The 1,764-nt window shown below is 33.4% G+C and carries 3 protein-coding genes; 2 read left to right on the forward strand and 1 reads right to left on the reverse strand.

What is annotated here, in order from left to right:
* The first annotated feature begins 85 nt into the window (after window positions 1–85).
* Both WG67_RS07900 and WG67_RS07905 read left to right on the forward strand, forming a co-directional pair.
* Window positions 86–328, forward strand: coding sequence for a hypothetical protein (locus WG67_RS07900; RefSeq protein ID WP_245683369.1), 243 nt, complete (start codon window positions 86–88; stop codon window positions 326–328).
* Window positions 329–393: 65 nt separating this feature from the next.
* Window positions 394–804: a hypothetical protein gene (locus WG67_RS07905; RefSeq protein WP_245683370.1), complete on the forward strand. Its 411-nt coding sequence runs from the start codon at window positions 394–396 to the stop codon at window positions 802–804.
* A 3-nt stretch (window positions 805–807) separates the two neighbouring features.
* Here the strand turns inward: WG67_RS07905 and WG67_RS05755 are convergent, their stop codons facing one another.
* Window positions 808–1,545: a type I glutamate--ammonia ligase gene (locus WG67_RS05755; RefSeq protein ID WP_010963182.1), complete on the reverse strand. Its 738-nt coding sequence runs from the start codon at window positions 1,543–1,545 to the stop codon at window positions 808–810.
* Between the last annotated feature and the right edge of the window lie 219 nt (window positions 1,546–1,764).

Consider the following 1,764-nt stretch of genomic DNA (forward strand, 5'->3'; position numbering starts at 1 on the left):
CAAATAATTAAAATTTTTGCAAAATTGCAAGTATAAGAAAATTTCTGTATAATAATTCTAGAGCAGTATTTGAGAGGTTATTATGGTGGCAATTCTAAATATAACAAAAGGCAAAAATAAAGTTATTGTGTCTGGATTAGCTGGAGCTTTATCAGCTTTAATATTTTTAACAGCAATCCACATTGCCGCAAAGATAGCCATTATCGTTTCTGCTGCTGCAGTTACTTACTTATTACTTTCGCTGATTCATAAAATAAGAACTAAAAAGAACAGCCTGCTGAAATTACTGGTGTTTCAGGAGATGAAGGTGAAGAAAAAGGTACCGTAAAAGAACCAAAAAGAACTGAAACTGAGCTAGCAGAAGAAATAATAAGGAAAAGAGCAGAAGAGCGCATGGAGAAAGGATCACTTGGTGGCCCTATAAATGCGTTTGGCGAACCAATTCTTGATGAATTTAAGAACACTGAAGGCAGTCATTCTGCTGATTATAGAAAAACTATGGTAGTACCTGAGAAAATTATTCTTGACATGTCAGATGATAGAAATCCTGCACAAAATAACTCTAGCTCTATAAAGAATCAGATGAAATCTCTCCCTGAACACATGGATGTATCTGGTAATCCACTTCCTGAGCAGCCACCGAGCAACCTTACCAATATAGGGCTTGGATCATCTGAAAGTACGCAGAAACTATCTGCTGCAGACTTGCTATTACAGTATGGGAATGTAAATAATGATGTGAGGAAAGTGCTAGAATGGACAATTACCTCAAAGGAGTTTAATGGGTTAGGGTTTAACAGGTAGTTGCTATATCAAACTCTCCATCTTATATTGAGGATCAGATGCAATGCCATACACTCTATTTGGCGGAGCAATTTTGTTCTCTATACCAAAAACTATACCTTCAATTATTGCTGTGAGTACTTTTTCAAGGTTACAATCTGTTCCAGGAACACGGTGCTCTAGGCGGCATCTTTTGGAATCGTTGCCAAAATAGGGAATTCTTATCGCAGCAGTTCTGTTATTTACTCCCCAACTAATCGTAGTTGGAGTGTGAATATCCGGATACTGAAATCTTAAATATGAATCATCATTTGGAGCAAAAAACAACATATGTTTTTTCATCATTGCACATAATCCACCAATACTATGAATCAGATAGTCACTGTACTTTTGCTCATTGATATAAAATAAGTTACCGTTATTTGAATTCACGAGATTAACATGCACATTTAATGCACTGCCTGCTCTATCCAAATAAGGCTTTGCTTTAAAAGAAACATTCCCACCTAGTTTTTGTGCTGTTTCAGTAAGTGATTGTTTTGCTAACTCAAAATGCTTAATTAAATTGTAGGAGTTCGTATAACAACCACTTTTTATCTCATACTGATGTGTAGAATTCTCCTTCTCGCAAGAAAATTCAAGAGATGCTATTTTATTTTTGATGCTATTCAGAAATAAGTATTCTTTTTCTATTCCTTCAATGTAAAACTCTAGTTCAATACCGAATACAGCATAACAACTCAAATTACTTAATATAATCATAAATTTGCTTCAGTAAATCTATATTAGGTTAGCTATATTTATATGAATACTTTACTTATTTGCCAGTAAATTTAACATCTTATTTATACATAATGTATTACTGTTTTTAATAGCATGCTTCTAATCCTCGATACAAGCGACATTTACAAATTTTTCATTTTTTTGAAATAAAAATGATCAATTTTAATGTTTTTATACCCTTTACAACCCATCAAAAGA

Origin of the sequence: Wolbachia endosymbiont of Drosophila incompta, from assembly GCF_001758565.1 — a bacterium.
Lineage (GTDB): Bacteria > Pseudomonadota > Alphaproteobacteria > Rickettsiales > Anaplasmataceae > Wolbachia > Wolbachia pipientis.